Annotated in this window: 19 protein-coding genes; 6 read left to right on the top strand and 13 right to left on the bottom strand. The window is 52.7% G+C overall.

Annotated features, from left to right (window positions below; all coding sequences use genetic code 11):
• Positions 1-34: 34 nt before the first annotated feature.
• The 4 genes from ACNO7C_RS05235 to ACNO7C_RS05220 all read right to left on the bottom strand — a co-directional run bounded on the left by ACNO7C_RS05235 (position 35) and on the right by ACNO7C_RS05220 (position 3,370).
• Positions 35-868: a hypothetical protein gene (locus tag ACNO7C_RS05235; protein ID WP_460024067.1), complete on the bottom strand. Its 834-nt coding sequence runs from the start codon at positions 866-868 to the stop codon at positions 35-37.
• Positions 868-1,671, bottom strand: a complete 804-nt coding sequence (locus ACNO7C_RS05230) for a hypothetical protein (RefSeq protein ID WP_460024066.1) — start codon at positions 1,669-1,671, stop codon at positions 868-870. Before ACNO7C_RS05230 ends, ACNO7C_RS05235 begins: the two co-directional genes overlap by 1 nt.
• 4 nt (positions 1,672-1,675) lie before the next feature.
• Entirely contained in the window at positions 1,676-2,179 is a 504-nt protein-coding gene (locus ACNO7C_RS05225) for a Rab family GTPase (protein ID WP_460025908.1), read from the bottom strand.
• A 78-nt stretch (positions 2,180-2,257) separates the two neighbouring features.
• Positions 2,258-3,370 carry a pyridoxal phosphate-dependent aminotransferase gene (locus ACNO7C_RS05220; RefSeq protein ID WP_460024065.1) on the bottom strand — a complete coding sequence of 371 codons (1,113 nt, stop codon included), beginning with the start codon at positions 3,368-3,370 and terminating at the stop codon, positions 2,258-2,260.
• A gap of 233 nt (positions 3,371-3,603) precedes the next feature.
• Between ACNO7C_RS05220 and ACNO7C_RS05215 the strand changes: the two genes are divergently transcribed.
• Positions 3,604-4,077 carry a hypothetical protein gene (locus ACNO7C_RS05215; protein WP_460024064.1) on the top strand — a complete coding sequence of 158 codons (474 nt, stop codon included), beginning with the start codon at positions 3,604-3,606 and terminating at the stop codon, positions 4,075-4,077.
• Here ACNO7C_RS05215 and ACNO7C_RS05210 read toward each other — a convergent pair.
• Positions 4,074-4,367, bottom strand: coding sequence for a hypothetical protein (locus ACNO7C_RS05210; protein ID WP_460024063.1), 294 nt, complete (start codon positions 4,365-4,367; stop codon positions 4,074-4,076). The genes ACNO7C_RS05215 and ACNO7C_RS05210 overlap by 4 nt on opposite strands.
• Before the next feature lie 29 nt (positions 4,368-4,396).
• Positions 4,397-4,531, bottom strand: coding sequence for a hypothetical protein (locus ACNO7C_RS05205; RefSeq protein WP_460024062.1), 135 nt, complete (start codon positions 4,529-4,531; stop codon positions 4,397-4,399).
• A 130-nt stretch (positions 4,532-4,661) separates the two neighbouring features.
• On the opposite strand from ACNO7C_RS05205, the gene glmS reads away from it, so the two are divergent.
• From glmS to ACNO7C_RS05185, 4 genes are read left to right on the top strand one after another with little or no spacing between them, the layout of a single operon-like run.
• Positions 4,662-6,479 carry a glutamine--fructose-6-phosphate transaminase (isomerizing) gene (gene glmS, locus ACNO7C_RS05200; protein ID WP_460024061.1) on the top strand — a complete coding sequence of 606 codons (1,818 nt, stop codon included), beginning with the start codon at positions 4,662-4,664 and terminating at the stop codon, positions 6,477-6,479.
• A 3-nt stretch (positions 6,480-6,482) separates the two neighbouring features.
• Positions 6,483-7,661: a sugar phosphate nucleotidyltransferase gene (locus tag ACNO7C_RS05195; RefSeq protein ID WP_460024060.1), complete on the top strand. Its 1,179-nt coding sequence runs from the start codon at positions 6,483-6,485 to the stop codon at positions 7,659-7,661.
• 2 nt (positions 7,662-7,663) lie between these two features.
• Positions 7,664-8,773: a glycosyltransferase family 2 protein gene (locus ACNO7C_RS05190; protein ID WP_460025883.1), complete on the top strand. Its 1,110-nt coding sequence runs from the start codon at positions 7,664-7,666 to the stop codon at positions 8,771-8,773.
• 32 nt (positions 8,774-8,805) lie between these two features.
• The gene (locus ACNO7C_RS05185; RefSeq protein ID WP_460025882.1) at positions 8,806-9,663 is read left to right on the top strand and encodes a nicotinamide mononucleotide deamidase-related protein; all 858 of its coding nucleotides are present in this window, start codon (positions 8,806-8,808) and stop codon (positions 9,661-9,663) included.
• A gap of 247 nt (positions 9,664-9,910) precedes the next feature.
• On the opposite strand, the gene ACNO7C_RS05180 is transcribed toward ACNO7C_RS05185, so the two are convergent.
• The 4 genes from ACNO7C_RS05180 to ACNO7C_RS05165 all read right to left on the bottom strand — a co-directional run bounded on the left by ACNO7C_RS05180 (position 9,911) and on the right by ACNO7C_RS05165 (position 11,963).
• Positions 9,911-10,240 carry a hypothetical protein gene (locus ACNO7C_RS05180; protein ID WP_460025881.1) on the bottom strand — a complete coding sequence of 110 codons (330 nt, stop codon included), beginning with the start codon at positions 10,238-10,240 and terminating at the stop codon, positions 9,911-9,913.
• Between the two features lie 9 nt (positions 10,241-10,249).
• The gene (locus ACNO7C_RS05175) at positions 10,250-11,233 is read right to left on the bottom strand and encodes an SPFH domain-containing protein (RefSeq protein ID WP_460025880.1); all 984 of its coding nucleotides are present in this window, start codon (positions 11,231-11,233) and stop codon (positions 10,250-10,252) included.
• 2 nt (positions 11,234-11,235) lie between these two features.
• Positions 11,236-11,733: a hypothetical protein gene (locus ACNO7C_RS05170; protein ID WP_460025879.1), complete on the bottom strand. Its 498-nt coding sequence runs from the start codon at positions 11,731-11,733 to the stop codon at positions 11,236-11,238.
• Positions 11,734-11,798: 65 nt separating this feature from the next.
• Positions 11,799-11,963 carry a DUF5679 domain-containing protein gene (locus ACNO7C_RS05165; RefSeq protein WP_318537820.1) on the bottom strand — a complete coding sequence of 55 codons (165 nt, stop codon included), beginning with the start codon at positions 11,961-11,963 and terminating at the stop codon, positions 11,799-11,801.
• Between the two features lie 286 nt (positions 11,964-12,249).
• On the opposite strand from ACNO7C_RS05165, the gene ACNO7C_RS05160 reads away from it, so the two are divergent.
• Positions 12,250-12,528 (top strand): transcriptional regulator, encoded by a 279-nt coding sequence (locus tag ACNO7C_RS05160; RefSeq protein ID WP_460025907.1) that lies wholly within the window; start codon positions 12,250-12,252, stop codon positions 12,526-12,528.
• Here the strand turns inward: ACNO7C_RS05160 and ACNO7C_RS05155 are convergent.
• Genes ACNO7C_RS05155 through ACNO7C_RS05145 form a run of 3 tightly spaced genes read right to left on the bottom strand, consistent with a single transcriptional unit; the run spans position 12,476 to position 15,932 of the window.
• Positions 12,476-13,906 carry a UbiD family decarboxylase gene (locus ACNO7C_RS05155; RefSeq protein ID WP_460025878.1) on the bottom strand — a complete coding sequence of 477 codons (1,431 nt, stop codon included), beginning with the start codon at positions 13,904-13,906 and terminating at the stop codon, positions 12,476-12,478. The genes ACNO7C_RS05160 and ACNO7C_RS05155 overlap by 53 nt on opposite strands.
• Before the next feature lie 24 nt (positions 13,907-13,930).
• Entirely contained in the window at positions 13,931-14,350 is a 420-nt protein-coding gene (locus tag ACNO7C_RS05150; RefSeq protein WP_460025877.1) for a DUF2153 family protein, read from the bottom strand.
• A 49-nt stretch (positions 14,351-14,399) separates the two neighbouring features.
• The gene (locus tag ACNO7C_RS05145) at positions 14,400-15,932 is read right to left on the bottom strand and encodes an AMP phosphorylase (RefSeq protein ID WP_460025876.1); all 1,533 of its coding nucleotides are present in this window, start codon (positions 15,930-15,932) and stop codon (positions 14,400-14,402) included.
• Between the last annotated feature and the right edge of the window lie 89 nt (positions 15,933-16,021).

Raw genomic sequence — 16,021 nt, 5'->3', positions numbered from 1 at the left:
AGGGCTCGGGCACGTAAAGAATATTCATGAAACCTTACCTCTTTACCGCCACAATCCCTGCGAAACCCCTATCCTTGTTAAGCCTGACTCCTGTAAACCGCCACCTCTGCATGTCATCGACGAGCCGTTTCACATCAGGGTATGGTGGGATACCCAGCAAACTTAAGAGTGTCTTCATCCCCTCGCGCGCATTCAAGGGTATAACGGCTGTAAGCACTCCTCTCCTCTTCAGAACATGGGATGCTAGTATCAGCACGCCCATCCACCCCAGCTTCCAGCCTCCTATAGGGCCTACGAAGAGCATATCAAGGGACTCTTTGAGCTTACTCACCTCCTGAACGTTCTCGAGGTTGACGAGATCCAGGTTCATAGAGTAGCGACGTACGTACTCATCTATTACTTCCCGAAATAGGCCGTTTTCCCAGCTAGCCCTTTCAAGCAGGAGAAACTGCTTCCCGCCAAGCCTGTCAGCAGTCTTCCCCAGTACCAGAGGTGTTATGTTGCCGACTTCGCCGACAGCTGGTGAGGGAGGAATGGAGACGATGTTAAGTATCCAGTCGACTATTCTCTTCACAGGAAGTGCCTCGTAGAATAGCTCGTTCATAAAAACGTAGGGACGCCAGTCGCCGTCCCTGTGTATCTTCACTAGAGCGGTAACGGTGTATCTGAAGAGCTCTTGAAGCTGCTGATCCTCAGGGGTTAGGGGGGTCATCTTCAGCCTTTCATTCGCGGCAACTACCAAGAGGGGGAGATCCGCCTTTAAGGCTTCGAGGGCCTCGAGCTTCGGGTGGTTGGCTTCCTGGAGCGCGCGGATAGCCTCCGGCAGGATTAGCGTTAAAGCGTCGTAAATGGCTTCGTCTGAAGACATCACTCGATCACCAGGTCGATCACGCCCCGCCTGTACAGTGATAGAACAGTCTCAGCGTACGAGAAGAGCACCTGGGGGGCCTCGGACCCTAGGATGTCGCTCACCTTTCCGCCGGATTCTATCACGCGTGACACGAAATTGCCGTTGTATTTCTCGTAGAGGATTGTGGGTCTGTACTTCTTCACCAGGAGAGACTCGGGCAACCTGGGCTTTATTGCGATCGTGGAGGCGTTGGCCACAAGCCAGAAAACCTGCTTTGCGTAGGTGAAGGGTTGCTCCTCCACCATTACGTCGAAGATTCGCAGAGTGTTTATGTAGTCTAGCGGTAGGGTGGAGTAGGAGTGCTCCAGGACATCTACCAAGAGCTCGAGCCAGGCCCGTGCGTGGCTGTAGCTCACGTCCCGCTGAAAGTCCACTTCGAGGCTGGTATCAGGGGCAGAGACCTTGATGGAGGTGCTGATGCTTCGCGTCGAGTACACTAGCCTGAGGTTGAGCTTCCTCGACTCTATCACGAAGCCTGCGATGTTGCGTAGCCCTTTGACGTCCCCTAGAGGTATGCAGACCTCGTGTAGACCCTTTTCCGGCGCTTGAAGAGTGACGAAAACCCTCGTACCCCGCTCAGCCCCATTTCGATCGAAGTATGCCACAAGCACGTGATCCGAGTGCGGTATAGCTACGCCAACCAAGCCTAGAGGGTTGCTTTTCGCCTCCTCGAGCAGCTCGGTGGTGAGCATTATCGGAAAGACCTCGCCGCACCTGGGACACCTCGCTTTGACTATTCTCACCGCGCTGACCTCGCTCATCTACTCACCTCTTTGCTAAAGCGGCCTTAACGAGATCTAGGAACGGTTCCTTGACGTCCAGTTGCTGCTTGGCCGATACCTCGTAGTAGCCTATGAAGCCGTGCATCCGCGCGTAATATTCAGCTAATTCCCTCGGAACCACCCTGTACTCCTCCAGATCCTTCTTGTTGCCGACTAACACTGAGGGCACGGAGCCCAGCACCTGCTCGGCTATCTTGCGCCAGTTTTCTATTTCCGCGAATGTCTCCTCCCGAGTTATATCGTAGACATACATCAAGCCCTTAGCGCCCTTCAGGAAAGCGGGGGCGAGGAAGCGGAAGCGGTGCTCTCCCCCAAGATCCCAGATCGCCACGCTTATCTCACCGATATTGTCGAGGCTCAGCTTTCTGAAGAAGTGCTGTATACCTACGGTTATCCTCTCGCTCGCGTTAAACGGGTTACCGGTGAAGACCCTAGCTAAGCTTGTCTTGCCAACGCCGCCAGGGCCGCAGAGCGAGATCTTGATCACGGCGTTCAAGCTCTATCTGCGGAAATAATCAACGCCAAAATTAAAAATTTATTCTCGGGTTATTCGGAAAGGTTTCTCTCACTCTGCAACCCAGGCTTTTATCCTCTCAATGCCCTTCTCTATATCCTCCTCTCTGACCGCGAAGGAGAACCTCAGATGGTTAACACCCGCCTCCTTGGGGAAAGCTGTTCCCGGTAGTACCACGACTCCCTTTTCCTCCAACAGTTTGTCTGCAAGCTCCCTCTCGTTCTTTACGCCCTTCGCTCGTATGACATCTGAGAAATCCGGGAAGATGTAGAACGCTCCTTCGGGTTTTACCACCTTCACACCTCTTATCGAGAGGAGCCTATTGTATATAAGGTCTCGCCTACGTCTGTACTGATCCAGTATGGGCTTGAACCACTCGAGGCCGTCCCTTAGAGCCTTTGCCGCCGCTATCTGGGCGAAGGTTACAGGGCAGGAGTACATGTTGTTGGCGATGACGGAGAGCTTAGATAAGAGCTCCCTGTTTGAAACGACATAGCCGAGCCTCCAGCCCGTCATCCCAAAAGTCTTCGAGAAGCCGTTGACGTAGTAGACGACTTCCCGCCAGTGGTCGGTCTGCAGTGTCGAGTAGTGAGAGCTCTCGTAGACAAAGTGGTTGTATATTTCATCCGATAGTACGACAAACCTCTTCTCATAGGCAAGCTCCACTAGCGCCTCGACAGCCTTCCTGTCCATCGTGGAGCCCACGGGGTTTTCAGGGTAGTTTATGACTACCATCCTAGTCTTACTCGATACCAGTTTTTCCACGTCCTCGAAACGGATTTTGTAATTGTTCCCGCTGTGCAGTCTCACGAACCTGGTTCTTGCGCCGACGAAGTTAGCTACCGACTCGTACAGCGGGTACGAGGGGTCGGGGAGAATGACTTCGTCACCCGGCTCCAAAAGGGCCAGCATACCGATGAAGACAGCCGCTTTCGCCCCAGCCGTAACCGCAACCTCGTCTGGCTGAACGTCCAACCCGTACCTCTCGTTCAGGAAATCCGCAATAGATTCCCTGAGCTCAGGCATCCCGAGACTTGGACCGTAGCCGTTATAGCCGGCGTCCATGGCCTCCTTGGCATACGCTATAACATTCGGCGGGGGCTGAAAGTCTGGCTGCCCGATTCCGAAAGACACTACATCTACGCCTTTGCGCCTTAGCTCCATACTGCGCGCCAGGTAAACGAAAGCCTCCTCGGCGCCTAGCCGGCTGGCAGAAGAGCTTACCCGCAGGATTGGGCTTGACACGTTTACACACTACGCTTTCTACAATTTATTTCTTGCACATCTCACTTTTTAGCCCTTTTACACTAGCCGCGTAACGAGGTGCCCACGTTTGGGCTGATTTAATAAGTAAAAGTTTAAAAACTTTGCAGTGAGGATTTAAATTGGATGTAAGCATGGAGGACCTTGTAAGTAATGTTAACCTAGTGCTTAAGCTCGTAGAAGAGGGTATTAGGGAGAGGAAATTCCCCGAGGCCATGCGAACCTACATAGAGCAGCTCGGCCGGAACCTGAGGCAGTTTCTGGACGTAGTGGAGGTTAGTGCGCTTGCAAACACGATCCAGTCCCCTATTAGCCCGAGTTCAAGGGGGGCTATGTTCAACCTCAGGAAAGCCTTCTACGCGACGCTGTCCAGGCTGGCAAAGGAGCAAGGAGTTGACCGCAGTAAGAGCCTTGAAGAGTGGCGGAAAGTGGCTAGAAGGCTCATAGAAGAGATCGAGAGAAGAGGCATCACCGAGGCCCCGTGCAAGATCCTCTTGACATACGAGGTTGCAAGCGACGGCCAGTCGAAGTACATCTCCTTTAAGGATGCGAGGATCCTCTACTTCGACCTCGAAGGTATCATCAAAGTAGACTTGATGACAAGCTAAGCACCAGAAGCTCCCCGCTCTTTGTACGGAGAGCTCAGAGTAGCTGAGACCAGGCTCTTCGTTTCTGCTTCCCCGAGAATCAGCTCAGCTAGCTTGATGAAAGACTCAAAGTCTCCTCTGCGTCTAACTTCCTTAACTCGTTTCTTGTAGTAAGGGTGCTCGAAGACGAGCATCCTCGCCATTTCCTCGAAAACCTTCCTACCTTCACTGTTGAGCCTGTCTCCGGAGAAGTAGTCGTACCTGTGGACGATTATCTTCCTAGCAAGAGCCTTAACATCTCTACCAAACATCACTAACGTTGAAAAAGTCAGAAAAAAGGCTATTTTACCTTTACTAGGTAAACGCTTCCCATAGATTCAATCACAATCCCGGGAGGGGGTGCCGCAACGCGCCTCACGCGGATCCTCTTCCCTGCAAACCTGCTAAGGAATTCCTCCATCGTTATTTCCTCCATGTGACCCGACCCACCACTTGTACTCTTATCCAGGGAGTTTCAATTAGTTTTGTCGTAAAATAAGCTGGGCTTCAACTGTATGCAGATTGCTATACGTACAGCTTATTAACCTGCTTCTAGGAAGAGAACTGTGTGCGGGATCGTCGGGATTGTCGGCGACGGGATCAGGGCCGGAAGGGTTCTAGGCGAGTGTCTGCGGAGGCTTGAGTACAGGGGTTACGACAGCGTAGGAGTAGCCACAATATCCGAGGGGAAAATAAGGGTGGTTAAAGGCGCTGGGAAAATCGACGAGGTTGACGCTAGGCTCTGCTTCTCGTGTCTTGAAGGGAGTGTGGGTATAGGCCACACGAGGTGGGCCACGCACGGACCCCCGACCGACGAAAACGCGCACCCCCACGTCGACTGCAAGGGTCGTATCGCTGTGGTCCACAACGGCATAATTGAGAACTACGTTGAGCTGAAGAGTGAGCTGGAAAGGAAAGGCCACGTATTTCGAAGCCAGACGGACACCGAGGTAGTAGCCCACTTGATAGAGGAAAACCTTTCACAGAGCTACGAGCCTTTCTCGGCTTTCAAGAGGACGATCTCGAGGCTCAAGGGCAGTTACGCTCTGGCAGTCTTAATCCAGGACACGCCTGACCGGATATACTTTGCCCGGAAGCACTCACCCCTGGTGATCGGGATCGGTGACGGAAGAGTCTTCCTGGCTTCGGACATACCGGCATTCCTAGAGTACACAAGGAGAGTGATCACACTTCTTGATGGTGAGCTCGGCTACATATCAAGGGATACCGTATACATCGAGCGGCTCAACGGGGAGATTGTGGACCCTCGCAGTAGAGTCTTCACCGTTGACTGGACCCCTGAGTCCGCCCGCCGGGAGGGCTACCCCCACTTCATGCTTAAGGAGATCCACGAGCAACCACGCGTAATCAACGACACGGTGGCGGGGTTCGGAGAGGACTACGAGAAGGGAGCCGATCTGCTTCACGGGAGCGACACGATCTTCGTCACAGCAGCCGGAACAAGCTACCACGCCTCTTTGTTCTTCTCTCTTCTAACGGCAAAGCTGGCTGGGAGGGGGGTAATTCCCTTTATATCCAGCGAGTACGAGTCCTACGCACACCTAGCCGGCAGAGGAGACGTCCTTTTAGCGGTTTCTCAAAGCGGGGAGACTATAGACACGCTGATGGCCCTCAGGGCCTTTAAGGCCAGGGGCTGCCGGGTTGTTTCCCTGACAAACGTGGTCGGGAGTGTTATTTCACGAGAAAGTGACCAAGCAGTCTACATGAAGGCTGGGCCCGAAATTGGTGTTGCAGCCACAAAAACCTTCACTACTCAGCTTACAGCCCTCACCTGGCTGGCATCGCTAGTAGCACGCAGGAGCGGTAGGCTCGATGAGGGAGACGTTAGAAGCATACGCGAGCGTCTAAGGACGCTCCCGGATCTGGCCTCGGTAGTGATCATGAAGAACGAGGGTTGGGCTAAGCAGATGGGCAGGTTTATGTCGGTCAAGAGCAGCGCATATTATTTGAGCAGAGGTCTGGGGCTCCCGATAGCCCTAGAGGGGGCGCTGAAGTTGAAGGAGGTGGCTTATGTGCACGCCGAGGGATACCCCGCTGGTGAAAGCAAGCATGGCCCAATAGCTTTAGTCGAGCCAGGGTTTCCGGTGATATTTGTGTCGATCGAGAGTAGTCTCGAGAAGAAGCTTCTCGGCAACGTTGAGGAGATGAAGGCCAGGGGAGCTTTCACAGTAGGGATTCTGCCGGAAAGCTCCGAGCTCGCTGAGAGAGTAGACGACAGAGTAATTATTCCATCGCAGGATGAGCTACTCCTGCCTGTTTTATCGGTTATTCCGCTTCAGCTCCTAGCATACTACACGGCTGTCGAGAGAGGAGCGGATCCCGACAAGCCACGGAACCTCGCTAAGACCGTGACGGTGGAGTAGGGTATGAAGACGGTTGTTCTAACCGGTGGAAGGACTAACCGCATGCTTCCTCTGACCGACGGTTACCCAAGGGCGCTTCTGAGCATTATGGGCAAGCCCCTCTTCATGTATCCCTTGACCAGCGCGCTACGGGCAACAGGCGACAAGGCTATTGTTGTGACCTCGGAAGATGTCCCGATGGGCGAAATAGTCAGAAGCGTTAATGAGAGCGGCTACGCCGCCAGCGTCTCGGTTAGAGTTCAGCAATTACCCGGAATCGAGGGGGCGCTTTTAGCGGCCGCCGAGGCTTTGGAGGGGGATGACTGGTTCATGCTGGTGTACGGTGACGTAATAGTTGAGGAGGATGCGTTTAGAAGAATCCTCGAGGTCCATAGAGGAGAGGAGAGACCGAGCGTTCTTCTTGTCCCGAGACCTGATGTTCAAGCCTTCGGAACGGCTTTCACAAGGGAAAATCTCGTCACAAGGGTCGTTGAAAGCGTGTCAGGCAAGGAGACTAGCTACGTCGTTGGCGGTGTGTTCATTCTTCCATCGGAGTTTCTCGTGCTCCTGGAGAGGGGTTTGAAGTTTTTTGAGGCTCTTAACTACCTGATTGAGAAAATTGGGGTCTACGCAGCTTACTGGACCGGTGAGTGGGTTGCAGTAGACTACCCGTGGGACCTCATAAACGCGTTCTACAGCCTAACGAAAAGGAGGTGCGGCCTGTCCATTGCGGCTACGGCTAGGGTGTCCAACACAGCTATCCTGGAGGGCTGCGTCATCATCGACGAGGGAGCCACGATAGACCATTACGCGGTTCTTAAAGGACCCGTGTACGTTGGTAGAGGGGCGTTTGTCGGAAAAGGGGCGTTCGTGCGCGAGTACACTTCTATAGAGGAGCACGCCGTGGTAGGCGCCCACACAGAGATCAAGCGCAGCGTCCTTCAACCGCACGCGACTGTTGGGAGCTTTTCGCTGATCACAGACAGCGTCCTGGGGTACAGGAGCGTTGCAGAGCCACGGACAACGGTCCTTAGCGTGCTCCCCGATGATTACACTCTGACTCGGGAGCTACCCCTCCAGGGGTTGATGGGTAAAAAGAAGAAGCTAGGTGTCTTCGTAGCCCCTTACGCACGTATCAAGGCTGGATCGGTAGTGGGTCCCGCTGCGAGGATCTATAGGGATGGCAGGGTTGAGGGCATTTAGCGATGCGGGATGTGACCGTCATAGTCACGGCTTACCGGGACCCAGAAAACCTGTCGGAGATTCTGGATTTTTTCACTAAACACGGGGACCACGCGCTAAAAGAGGTCATCGTCAGCGTCGATGAACCAAGTGAGGATCTACGCAGGCTCATCGATGTTTACCGTGATCGAGTCGTGTTTTTGGTGAGCGAGGCTAGAAGAGGAAAGGTGAGGGCTCTAAACGAAGCCCTATCTGTTTCAACGGGAGAGATCGTCCTGTTTCTGGACAGTGACACGCGGATCGACGACCCCCTTTTTCTCGAGAAGCTAGTATCGTTCATGGATGATGTCGATGTAGTTGAGATTAAGAAGGTCGCACGGGGAAGCTCTCTTATAGGGAAACTAACGTACTACGATTACCTGGCCTTCGGAGTGGCCAGCTATATTTTCAACCGGAGAGTGGGGCTCTGCGCTGGACTGAACGGAGCCGCATTCGCATTTCGACGCGCAGCACTGAAGGAGCTGGGAGGCTTCAAGAACACCGTTCTAGAGGACATGGATATTGGCTTCAGGAGCTTTTTCTTAGGTCTGCGTTACAGGTACTTTCACCAGTCAGCTGTAATGGTGGAAACTCCCTCCAGTGTTCGCGATTGGGTTAATCAGAGGCTTAGGTGGTCTGTGGGGGCCTGGCTGTGGGTTAAAGAATACTTGCACGTGCTATCCAAAGCTAGCACCAAGTACCATCTTGAGTCCGCTGCGGCGGTTCTCGTCATGTTTCCTTGGGTTTTGATCCTCCCAGTTATTTTGCTTTCACACGTTCCGTGGGTCCTAGCTTTATCTCTCACACTATGGCATTTCGCTTTCAGCCTGCTTGCTTCTCTGCTCCCATTCGTTTACATTGTTGAAACTTTAGCGGCTTTTCTACCCCCTCAGGTGTTTTTCACGCTACCGTACTTTCTCGTCTACAGCTTAGCGGTTTGGTCGCTTTCTAGGAAGATAGGCTATGAAGTTAAGCTTAGCTGGCTTACCCTCTACTTCTTCCTCTACTCTCCCCTGTGGCTGTCCGTGATGATTGCTGCATTTATAAGAGTGTTTGTCTTGAGGCGAAGTGACGTTAAGGGTTGGAAAATTTAATGGGGTGCTCACCCCCTTATTTCACGAGCGTGATGACGGAGGAGACGGCTGACTTGATGACGAATAGACTAGAGGCTGAGCCACTGGACAAGCAGAACAGAGCGCTGATCATCAGCATCGGCAACGAGCTGCTCATCGGGAAAGTTCTGAACACTAATGCCCAGAGGATCTCTGAGGAGCTGACAAAGCTCGGTTTTGTTGTCGATGCAGCACTAACCGTGAGAGACGACGTTTTGAGCATCGCTGAGGCATTCCGTTACGCCCTCTTCAAGCCAGTTCAGGTGGTTATATCTACGGGTGGCTTGGGACCCACCTTCGACGACGTGACCTTAGATGGGCTTGCCAGGGCGCTAAACCGACCTCTGGTCCTCAACGAGCAAGCCTTGAAGATCATCAAGGAGAAGTACGCTGCAAGGGGGATGCCGCTAACGCCTGAAAGAGTTAAGATGGCTTACCTACCACTTGGGGCTCTCCCTCTCGCAAACCCTGCGGGGACGGCTCCGGGTGTGTATGTTAGGGTTCGCGGAACTCACATCTTTGTCTTACCCGGTCCCCCTAAAGAGGTTGAAGCAGTCTTTGAGAGCGGCGTTAAACCGATCCTTCAGCGAATATTCAAGGCCGAGGAGTTTCTCGAGGCATCGTTCACGGTCCAAGGAATACCCGAGTCGGAGTTCGCCCCCGTTGTTAAAAGAGCTGTAAGGAGCTACCCTAGGGTTTACGTTAAAAGCCATCCTAAGGGAGTTGAGCTGGGCGCGCCTATCTTGGAAATACACCTCACGTCGTTTGGGGTATCCTCTAAGTGGGATTTAGCAGAGTGCTTCAGCTTTCTAGTTTCCGAAGCTAAAAGGCTCGGAGGTAGTGTGAAAGTAAGTATCGCACCCCCGGCCTAGAAGGCTTTTATCACCTGAAGCCAACTCCCGCATCCTCAACGTTTTTAGCTTTTCCTCAGCGAGTAGGAAAGAAAAACTCTACGAACAATAGCGGAGCTCCTGGCGCGGATAGAGCAGCGTGCCGAGCCCCTCACACGGCGTGAAGAGGTGGTGTAGTGCCGAGGCCGCAAACACGGCATGCCATGGTAGCTTGTGAAAAGGCTTCAGTGGATGCGGTGATGGAATGAATGTGCTAGGCGCAGACAGCTTACAGGATTGAGTACTTTCTGTCTACAACGTACGCTGATAGTGCGAGAGTAATTATGAAGATGCCTGCCCAGAAAAGCAGGGAGCTGTAGTACCTCGACGCCTCAGAGATTAAACCTAACTCGGAGAAAAGTAAGCCCCAGAGAAGCAGAAACCCTCTCCTAGGGCACTTAGAATGGGGGCACCGTGTAGCGAACGCATTGAGCACTATCGATAGCCCTAGCACTATGAGGATACACGAGAAAATGCTGTAGCCGCTGATCGCACCTACCCCCACCGCTATTAAGAGCGCTCCCCAGAGAATTATGGAGAGCAGGAGCGGAAGGCGCACGCGCTACACCTAGGTGAACTGGTATCCGCAGTATGGGCAGAACCTGGCGTTGAGCGGGACGTCGCTGCCGCACTTCGGGCACTTTTTAGTTAGTGGAGTGCCACAGTTGTAGCAGAACCTCGCTCCCGGCGGGTTCAGGGTTCCGCACTTAGGGCACTGCACGCCTTGAAGGCCGGGTGGCTGAGCCTGTGCAACCGGAGCTGCTGGAGCTTGTGCCGGCGCAGGCGGGGACAGAAGCGGGGGTATTATCACCATCCCTGTCCCAATTGAGGCGCCCGGTGATTTCCCAAGCTCCTGCGCAACACTTTTTACAGTATCCATCCTCAGAACCTCCGCTGGAGTGCCGGTTTGTGTAATCCAGAAGATCCTGTCGCGGTACTCGGGCGTGGTGTCTAAACCCTCCATTTTCACGTCTATCAGCTCAAGCCCTATGCGCCTGAAAGGCTCGAGGAGGTCGAGCTTCAGCTCGGCTGTAACTTTGTCCACATTTGAGAAAACTTCAGCCAGCTTGTACTTACTGAGCGACGCCATGGCGTTCTCTAGGAAGTATCCTCTCAGGAACTTATTGACGGACTCCGTGTCGAACGCTCTCTGGCCTCCGATGACTTCGACGACAAAGAGTTGCGGGTCTGAAACCCTGAACCAAAAGCTACCGTAAAACTTGAGGGGGGCGAGATCTTGAGTTTGCGTTTGCCCGCCGAACTTCCCCTGAAACTGCTTCATGCTGATGAAGATGACTGTCGCCTTAAAGGGTGTCTCAGGGTATATGATGTTGTAAGCCTTCGAGAGTAGTGGTATGTTAAGTGTGGAGAGAACGTGCCTCCCGGGTCCCAGAACATCGTAAGCTTTCCCATCCCTGAAGAACACAGCAACCTGGTGCTCTTCAACTATGACTACTGACCCTAGCTGGATGTCGTCGTTCGGGTACCTCCATACTATGTCGTCTGGAGAAGGGTTAACCCACCTGATTACCTGCAGAGAGCTCTTCGACACCGCTAAGCCACCCCACCCCTGAGTACGTCCTCCCGTGCTTTGATGTCGTCTTCCAGTTGCCTGACCAAGTCTATTGTCGAGTTAAGCTTCTCCATGAATTCCTGAGGGTCGGTCAACGTTGACAGTTCTAGGACGCGCTCCATTATCCTCGAAGCCCCTGACACGAGCTTGTAGTCGTACTCTAGCAAGCGCTGAAGCTCCGTCTCACTTATCTTCACTCGATCAAATAGGCCGGAGTAACCGTACGTTGCGTGCTTCACCATCTGTGAGGCTTTCATCAGCTCGAGCCTTAAATCGTCGAGCCTCAGAGCTATCGATATGTTCTTCTTCCTCATAACGGTAATCAACCTCTCTACCTTTATGCGCGCATCATCCAGGATGGAGGCGACCTTTCTCCGAACGAGAGCATCATCCTCTCGAAGAAGCTCTTTCTGCTTGTAACCGCGGAAGCCTGGGATCAGCATCTCAAGCTTCTCGAGGAGTGCCAAGTCCTTGCTCATCTAAACCATCACGGGGTAGATGAGAAAAAATTACGTTATATTTTTGATGGTATCCCTACGTCTCCTTACTGCTTAACTCTGCCTACAAACCTGTAGACAGTGGTGCCGCAGTAGGGGCAGGTGCCCTTGTAGGCAAGCCTGCCGTTCTTAAGCGTGACCTGCTGAGGGTTCTTCATTTCAACCTGCTTGCGGCACTTAACGCAGTAGGCCATTATCTTCTGGTGTGACATTGGTTTTTCACCATGTGTAGTGTCCAAAGGGAGGTATATATTCTTTACGCGGTCAAAATCTCTTATTTTATTTAATGGTTCAGAATGCAGCGTTATTTGTAAAAAGAGATTTCTTTATCCAATAGACGCCAGTAGCTTATTTTGAACAGAGAATTTATTGTGGCAAAAGCCTTTTCCCCTGCAACAATCCTTTTATTGCCGGTGTCATACAATCAGTACATAGGTGTTAGGCGTGCAAGCCCCCTGTGAAAGCATAAGCAAGAAACTGCTTCCCAGCGTAAGAGGGATGATAGTAAAGTACATGTATGAGGAAGTCGGCTTGACCCAGCTTCAAATAGCCCGCGCTTTGGGAGTTAGCCAATCGAGCATTAGCCGGTACATTAACCGGCAACGCGGGGCTTGGTCCACGGCGAGCATCCCAGAGCTCGAAGACAAGGTTAGGGAGATAGCCCAACTACTGCTAGAGAGTAAGGTAAAGAAAGAAGATGTTTTGTGCGAAATTTGCAGATATATCAGGACTGCGCATCCCGAAGTTCTCGAGAAAGTCTCGCGTATAACTCAGTGAGCTTAGCAACGTCTTTAACCCCCTCGATGTAGTCGTTAATGCTGTTCTCAGGTGCCGCGTTAGTAGCATCTACTATGATCCTAGTTTTTCTCTCACTTCTTAGAACATCGTCTAGAGGCGTGGCGCTTGCGGCTAGGATGCTTCCGTGTTGTAAACTCGAGATCAGGTAGGTTAGCACTCTGCTGTCATCTTTCATGCTTTGTAAGCATCGTGCTCCGCACTTCAAAACCACGACTGTATCGAGGTAGGGGTTCACGTTGATTGAGAAGAGAAGGCCGCCGACCTCGAGCGCGGAAACTGACTGTGATCCATCCAGGGCGACGATCATTGTTCTGTACGCATCGCTTGCGATATACTTCACCCCGATAACGCTCGGGATGTGCTGCTGGATGAACTCTAGGAGAAGCTTCTCCTCGATTTCCTTGAGCGACGCCACATCGCTTAGCAGGGGGTTTGTTATTGAAGTATAGAAAAGTGCAGAGGGCTTGTACAGCAACGTCTTAGCGCGCACGACAGGCATGGGAGAGCCCCCATACAGTCGCAGATCCTCGTAGAGCATTTTTCCCTCCGGTCTAACGTCCCCTGGGACGAGCTCACCGGTGATTATTATTTCCGCCTCAGCGGGCACGTACGTGCCGTTGTCCAGCCTCATCAGCTCTAGCGGTGATCCCGAAAGTTCGCCTGCGAGCATGTACTTGTCTACCCATGGAATCCAGTTGATCCCAGCGGCGAGCTGCAGGTATGGTGGTGCACCTACAACCACCGCTACGTTTAGAGTGCCCCCACGTCGTGCTACATCCTCGATTAGCCTGTAAGCCCTAGTATGGTGAGGGATATGAATGAGCAGAGTTTTTTCATCCACTACCTGAACTGGCTGAGAGAACACCTCTAGGGTTTTCGCTTCTCTATCTTGAAACACGACCACAGGGTTCTTTATAACCGGGAACTCCTCACCCACGTGGTGCCGCAACGCAGGGAGCTCTGTTAGATCCAGGTCGAAGGAGGTTGACTGCAGGAAGCCTTTAGCTGAGTCACGTATCCTAGGTAGGATGTCTGCCAGCCATGCCAGCGAAGCCAGCTTGTTGAGCTTCGAAGCATGATCTGCTGGGAATTGAGCGAAGAGGGTCAGCCAACGCCTAAACCTTTCGCGAAGGCCGTCTACGTCCTCTTTAAACACTCGTTGTGCCTTACCGTAGTAAACGTTGGTTAGAAGGGGGAAGCTTTTCTCCTGTAGATTGCTGAAGAGCAGTGCTTTAACGGTACTCTCTGCCAACCTTGAGGCAAGCCACGGTATCTCGTAGTCTGGCGAAAGGGGTGCGTCTACCTCAGCCAGCAACCCATCTGACTTAAGAGCTTTGACGGTATCCGGAAAGCTCAAGAGCCGCACCCGTGAGTAGCCGAGCTAGTAGCTTATGTGGAACCTGTCTTCGCGCCTCGACTCCTCTCTAGGAGCGTAGAGGATCGGATTTAGCTTGCCACTCTCGGCCAGACTGAGAAGCCTGTCACGAAACTCTGAGGTGTGCTTAATGTCGAGTTCCAACAGGCTTTTAAGGATCTCCCAAGTTTTCCTCTGGATATCCAGAAGCATCTCCCTCGGCATGTGTCCAATTATGAACGGATCCTGAAGCCATTTGTCAAAAGCTTCTATAGTTTTAATCATGTGAGCGAATGCAGCCCGTGTTGCAAGTATCAGCTCCAGTCTATCCGCGTTTTCAAGCTCCCGCTCGATCGACTTCGCTGAATCTAGGAACGTTTTCTGGGCTTCAACCCAGCTTGTGAGATTATTGGCGAACAGCTTTATGAAGTCGCTCACCTTTACCACTCTAGCGTTTAAGGCGGGTTTGAGGCATAAAAACTTGCTGTGCCTTAGGTCACCGCTCCAGCAGGGGCCTCGATGGCGTAAAGCTCACTTTCTCGAGCAGCATCTTCCTGCCCGCTATCTTACCTATGCCCACAGCCTTTGAGGTCTCAAGGAATCTTTCAACGGCTTGGAGCTTCGCAGAGCTGTACGAGTAAACTGTGAACAGAGGATCCCCAGGCTTGACTCTATCCCCTATTTTTACATGAAGCAAGACGCCTGCTCCCTTGTCTATCGGTGCGCCGGCCATCTTGCCCACCAGGGCTATAGTGGGGTTGTCAATGAAGTAGAGGAAGCCATCCTCCTCCGAGTAGATTGTAAGGGTTTTGTCTCCGAGCGGTATATCCTCAGGCTTCACCTCGGGGTTCCCTCCCTGCGCCTCTATAATTTGCCTGAACTTCTTCTCGGCTTTTCCAGTCCTAAGTGCCTCGAAAGCTATTTCGTAGCCGTTCTGTATTCCAACCATTTCAAGGAGGGTTCCAGCCAGACTGACTGCTTTATCCACAAGGTCTAAGGGCTTGAGTGAGCTTAAAGCCTGTAGCGCTTCTCTGGCCTCCAGAGCAGGCCCCACAGCGTAGCCCACGGGCTCCTCAGCGTACGTTGAGACAGCCTGAATCTTTATGCCCAGCATGGAGCCGAGCTCGATGAAGTCGTAGGATATCCTGCGCGCTTCTTCCAGTGTCCGTGCCTTCGTGCCCCTACCCGTTGGGACATCGAGAACAACGTGTGTCGACCCTACAGCCAGCTTTTTCGCCAGTATCGAGGGTACGAAGAACGGGTCGATTCCTAGAGGGTACTCCACTCTGATTATGATGTCGTCGGCGGGAGCGAGGTTGAGGGCTCCGCCCCAAACAATGCACCCGTTAGTCTTCTCTATCACCCGGGTCATCTCCTCTATTGAAAGGTTTACAGGGGCTATAGTCTCCATCCGGTCTGCGGTTCCAGCAGGCGAGGTTATCGCTCTTGAAGAGGTTTTCGGGATGGTGAAGCCCAGGGAGGCTATTATGGGCACCACTAGGAGGCTTGTCTTGTCACCTGGAACTCCGCCTAGGCTGTGCTTGTCGAGGATCGTGGGCCTGTTGAGCGAGAGGCGCCGGCCCGTCTCAACCATAGCCACAGTCAGGTTGTACGCCTCATCAATCGACATGCCCTGGAAGTGTATCGCCGTAACCAAGGCTGCTATCTCAACCTCACTGAGAACGCCGCCAACTATGTCCTGCATCAGCTGCTTGGCCTCCTCGAAAGTTATCTTACCTCTTGCAAGCTTCTTGCGAATGACGTTCAGCGACCTGGGAGGCTCCGTGGGCTCAACCTGCACGATCTCTCCCTCGTTTACCTGAAGAATCCGGGAGACGTTCAAGTATATCCCGATGGAATCTGAGGGGAACTCCTTAGCGATCGTCACTGTAGCTATCACTTCGTGCGATCCGGAGACGACCCGAACTCTGTCGTTAGGCCTTAAGTCGAGCTTCTTTGCTACAGACTGGTCTAGGACAACGGTGTAGTGTGCGCTCTCGTAAGGGAGGATGACGACTTTGAGGTCCACGAAAAACCACCGGGGGGTTATTTCTTCACCTTGTCTCTATATAAGCTTTTCTGAGTAATTTTTAACTTTAAGTACTGTAACGATTTCTT

The organism is Infirmifilum tikiterense, assembly GCF_054696565.1.
Note: the sequence above shows the minus strand (reverse complement) of the source record. Positions and strands in the feature narration are given on the sequence as shown.

Excerpts from the sequence above, each read along its gene's own strand:
- ACNO7C_RS05195 (WP_460024060.1), top strand. The coding sequence starts at position 6,483 with ATGAAGACGGTTGTTCTAACCGGTGGAAGGACTAACCGCATGCTTCCT.
- ACNO7C_RS05160 (WP_460025907.1), top strand. The coding sequence starts at position 12,250 with ATGATAGTAAAGTACATGTATGAGGAAGTCGGCTTGACCCAGCTTCAA.
- ACNO7C_RS05210 (WP_460024063.1), bottom strand. The coding sequence starts at position 4,367 with ATGTTTGGTAGAGATGTTAAGGCTCTTGCTAGGAAGATAATCGTCCAC.
- ACNO7C_RS05185 (WP_460025882.1), top strand. The coding sequence starts at position 8,806 with ATGACGGAGGAGACGGCTGACTTGATGACGAATAGACTAGAGGCTGAG.
- ACNO7C_RS05230 (WP_460024066.1), bottom strand. The coding sequence starts at position 1,671 with ATGAGCGAGGTCAGCGCGGTGAGAATAGTCAAAGCGAGGTGTCCCAGG.
- ACNO7C_RS05220 (WP_460024065.1), bottom strand. The coding sequence starts at position 3,370 with ATGGAGCTAAGGCGCAAAGGCGTAGATGTAGTGTCTTTCGGAATCGGG.
- ACNO7C_RS05215 (WP_460024064.1), top strand. The coding sequence starts at position 3,604 with ATGGAGGACCTTGTAAGTAATGTTAACCTAGTGCTTAAGCTCGTAGAA.
- ACNO7C_RS05165 (WP_318537820.1), bottom strand. The coding sequence starts at position 11,963 with ATGTCACACCAGAAGATAATGGCCTACTGCGTTAAGTGCCGCAAGCAG.
- ACNO7C_RS05170 (WP_460025879.1), bottom strand. The coding sequence starts at position 11,733 with ATGAGCAAGGACTTGGCACTCCTCGAGAAGCTTGAGATGCTGATCCCA.
- ACNO7C_RS05190 (WP_460025883.1), top strand. The coding sequence starts at position 7,664 with ATGCGGGATGTGACCGTCATAGTCACGGCTTACCGGGACCCAGAAAAC.
- ACNO7C_RS05205 (WP_460024062.1), bottom strand. The coding sequence starts at position 4,531 with ATGGAGGAAATAACGATGGAGGAATTCCTTAGCAGGTTTGCAGGGAAG.
- ACNO7C_RS05235 (WP_460024067.1), bottom strand. The coding sequence starts at position 868 with ATGTCTTCAGACGAAGCCATTTACGACGCTTTAACGCTAATCCTGCCG.